The organism is uncultured Psychrobacillus sp., assembly GCF_938022135.1.
Lineage (GTDB): Bacteria > Bacillota > Bacilli > Bacillales_A > Planococcaceae > Psychrobacillus.
On sequence record NZ_CALIED010000028.1, the window covers coordinates 1 to 3,304 of the forward strand.

At 38.1% G+C, this 3,304-nt stretch carries 5 protein-coding genes; all 5 read left to right on the forward strand.

Features of this window, described 5'->3' with window-relative positions; all coding sequences use genetic code 11:
* Positions 1 to 2 precede the first annotated feature (2 nt).
* The 5 genes from dnaX to Q0371_RS06885 are packed head-to-tail and all read left to right on the forward strand — an operon-like array spanning position 3 to position 3,192.
* Entirely contained in the window at positions 3 to 1,703 is a 1,701-nt protein-coding gene (dnaX, locus tag Q0371_RS06865) for a DNA polymerase III subunit gamma/tau (RefSeq protein WP_298469755.1), read from the forward strand.
* A 14-nt stretch (positions 1,704 to 1,717) separates the two neighbouring features.
* On the forward strand, positions 1,718 to 2,038 hold the full coding sequence (locus Q0371_RS06870) for a YbaB/EbfC family nucleoid-associated protein (RefSeq protein WP_169361348.1): 321 nt from the start codon (positions 1,718 to 1,720) through the stop codon (positions 2,036 to 2,038).
* Between the two features lie 11 nt (positions 2,039 to 2,049).
* Positions 2,050 to 2,646 carry a recombination mediator RecR gene (gene recR / locus Q0371_RS06875; protein ID WP_169361347.1) on the forward strand — a complete coding sequence of 199 codons (597 nt, stop codon included), beginning with the start codon at positions 2,050 to 2,052 and terminating at the stop codon, positions 2,644 to 2,646.
* Between the two features lie 16 nt (positions 2,647 to 2,662).
* Complete coding sequence (locus Q0371_RS06880) at positions 2,663 to 2,875, forward strand: YaaL family protein (RefSeq protein WP_169361346.1); 213 nt, start codon at positions 2,663 to 2,665, stop codon at positions 2,873 to 2,875.
* A gap of 59 nt (positions 2,876 to 2,934) precedes the next feature.
* Complete coding sequence (locus Q0371_RS06885; protein ID WP_169361345.1) at positions 2,935 to 3,192, forward strand: pro-sigmaK processing inhibitor BofA family protein; 258 nt, start codon at positions 2,935 to 2,937, stop codon at positions 3,190 to 3,192.
* The last annotated feature ends 112 nt before the right edge of the window (positions 3,193 to 3,304 follow it).

The following is a 3,304-nucleotide window of genomic DNA, read 5'->3' on the forward strand; positions in this document are numbered from 1 at the left end:
AAATGTCCGGTCAAACTCATATCAAGCAAACCCTTCAAAATGCCCTCCTTTATAATAAAACTACTCATGCATATCTATTTTCAGGACCAAGAGGAACAGGGAAAACAAGTGCCGCAAAGATATTTGCAAAGGCATTGAACTGTGAAAATGGCCCTGCAAAGGAACCATGTAATGAATGTGAGACTTGTAAAAGCATTACAGAGGGTTCCAACACAGATGTAATTGAGTTCGATGCTGCTTCTAATTCTCGCGTAGAGGAAATAAGAGATATTATTGAAAAGGTGCGTTTTGCTCCTTCCAATGCTCGTTTCAAAGTTTATATTATAGATGAAGTGCATATGCTTTCTACCAGTGCCTTTAATGCTTTATTAAAAACATTAGAAGAACCACCGGCACATGCCGTCTTTATACTGGCAACCACAGAGCCACATAAAATACCATTAACCATCATTTCTAGATGTCAGCGTTTCGATTTTAAACGTATTACCTCGACTGATATCGTTTCTAGAATGATAGAAGTGCTGACAGATGCGCAAATTGAATACGATGTAAATGTTTTGAAAATCATTGCCCAGGCTGCAGCAGGAGGGATGCGAGACGCCCTCAGTATGTTAGATCAGGTGGTATCCTTTAGTGGCGAAACAATGACTATAGAAGATGCTTTACTTGTAACTGGTTCAATAGGTCAGGATGTATTTTATCAGCTTGCAGAAGCATTGAGTGAAAGAGATGTTGCCCATGCATTAGGGAGCATTGAAAAGCTCGTAGATGACGGAAAAGATCCTGTAAGATTAACAGAGGATTTTATTACGTTCTATAGAGATTTATTAGTACTACAGGTAGCTCCCGATCAAGCGGAATTGTTAGAAATTGCTACGGGAGATGAGCATTTTAGAGAACTTGCCTTTAAGTTTCCGGTAGAAACCCTTTATAAGAGTATCTCGATTCTTACAAACACCCAACAAGAAATGCGTTTTTCTAATCATGCGAAGGTCTATTTAGAAACTGCCATTATACGGTTGGCACAAGTACCTCAAGATGCAAACGTAGGTAACGTTAATACCACTGAATTAGAGAATAAAGTCCAGTTGCTTGAAGGACAATTACAACAACTTCAGCAGCAATTAAGCCAAGGCACTTATACTACAGGAAACAGTCAAGGGGCTCAGCAGGAACAACCCAAGAGAACAAGACAAAAAGCCTCAGGAGTCAAAGTGTCTAGTGGACGTATTCAAGAAATTTTAAAAATGGCGACAAAATCAGATATCCAAGCCATTAAATCTCATTGGGCAACTATCTTACAACAGCTACAAAAGTCACATGCAGCGTTATTAAATGATGCAGAGCCAGTTGCAGCATCTTCTACTGCATTTGTGTTAAAATTTAAGTATGATATACATTGTCAAATGGCAATGGAGAATAAAACATTCTCAACTTCTTTCCCTCAGCTTATCGCGAATCTTACTGGAACGATGTATGAGGTAGTGTATGTACCTGAAGAAAGTTGGTTAAAGATTAGAGAAGAATTTATTCAGCAAAATGGATTAAAGAAAGATTCAACAGAGTCAGAGGCGGCGTCTTCTTCAGAACCATTAGAAGCGATGGAGTTACTACAAGGAATGGAAGAGATTTCAGAGGATCCATTGATTGTGGAAGCTGAGAGGCTTTTCGGCAAAGATTTTGTAGAAGTACATGATGACTAAGGAGGAAAATAATTATGCGTGGAATGGGAAATATGCAAGGTATGATGAAACAAATGCAAAAGATGCAAAAGAAAATGGCTGAAGCTCAAGAGGAGTTAGCAACTCAACGTTTTGAAGCAGTTGCCGGCGGTGGAATGGTGAAAGTTACTGTTTCAGGACAAAAAGAAGTACTAGAGGTAGCTTTAGACCCTACTGTTGTAGATCCAGACGATGTGGAAATGCTACAAGACTTGATCGTAATTGCAACCAACGAAGCAATGAAAAAAGCGGAAGAAACAGCTAATGCCACTATGGGTCAATTCACGAAAGGATTGAACCTTCCTGGCATGTTCTAGGAGGACAAATCATGCATTATCCTGAACCGATATCAAAGCTAATTGAAAGCTTTATGAAATTGCCAGGAATCGGGCCCAAAACAGCGGCCCGTCTGGCATTTTTTGTGTTAACTATGAAAGAAGATACAGTACTAGACTTTGCTAAAGCTCTAGTAGACGCTAAAAGGAACTTGAGCTACTGTTCGGTTTGTGGACATATCACGGACATAGATCCTTGCCATATTTGTCAGGATAAACAGCGTGATGGATCTATGATCTGTGTAGTACAAGATACAAAAGACGTAATTGCAATGGAAAAAATGAGAGATTACAATGGTTTATACCATGTACTGCATGGGGCTATCTCACCGATGGATGGAATAGGTCCAGAGGATATTAATGTACCGACCCTTTTAAAAAGATTACAGAATGACCAAGTAGAAGAACTGATTTTAGCAACAAACCCTACTATAGAAGGAGAAGCAACCGCGATGTATATTTCTCGTCTAGTAAAGCCTTCAGGCATTAAGACTACGAGGATTGCCCATGGTTTGCCTGTAGGTGGAGATTTAGAGTATGCAGATGAGGTTACTCTTTCTAAAGCATTAGAAGGACGCAGGGAGCTATAAGGAGATGTAGAGCTGGATGTTTTTTAAAAAGGGGAAACTGAAAAAAGAATTTGATGAACGGTTTGTAGAGCTTATTAAAGCTACCAAAGAAGATTGGCAACAAGCTCAACGAATTGAAGATTACTTGAATGACTATGATTTAGATGCAGTTGCTAAAAGGAAAATGGCAGAGAGTATACACTTCTATCTATATAAAGAGGCAAAGATTCGAAATGTAATTATAAAATAGAATATTAATAGTACTAGCTTCATATAATAAGGATATTGATTTTATGGAGGGATAATTACATGAAGTTAACCATTATTGTGTGTTCGCTAGTATTATTACTGTTTTTAGTATTCAAGAGTTCGTCTTCTAATTTATTTGAGAGTATTTCTATCTTGTTATTTCGTTTAGGGTTTTCTATCTTACTGTTATTCGGAGTTCATTTATTACTTGGAACGGCAGGATACGCGGTCCCGATCAATCTCTTTACAGGCGCAGTAGTAGCAGTATTAGGAGTTCCAGGAGTAGCGTCAGTAGTAGCTATTTCTATACTAATATAAAAAAATAAAAAAAGTTTTTAAAAAGTGTTGACGTAAGTTTAAAACGAGTGTAATATAGTAGAAGTCGCCAAGAGGTAAACAAGTTTGGCTGACACAATGAACATTGAAAACT

Excerpts from the sequence above, each read along its gene's own strand:
- dnaX (WP_298469755.1), top strand. The coding sequence starts at position 3 with ATGTCCGGTCAAACTCATATCAAGCAAACCCTTCAAAATGCCCTCCTT.
- Q0371_RS06870 (WP_169361348.1), top strand. The coding sequence starts at position 1,718 with ATGCGTGGAATGGGAAATATGCAAGGTATGATGAAACAAATGCAAAAG.
- recR (WP_169361347.1), top strand. The coding sequence starts at position 2,050 with ATGCATTATCCTGAACCGATATCAAAGCTAATTGAAAGCTTTATGAAA.
- Q0371_RS06880 (WP_169361346.1), top strand. The coding sequence starts at position 2,663 with ATGTTTTTTAAAAAGGGGAAACTGAAAAAAGAATTTGATGAACGGTTT.
- Q0371_RS06885 (WP_169361345.1), top strand. The coding sequence starts at position 2,935 with ATGAAGTTAACCATTATTGTGTGTTCGCTAGTATTATTACTGTTTTTA.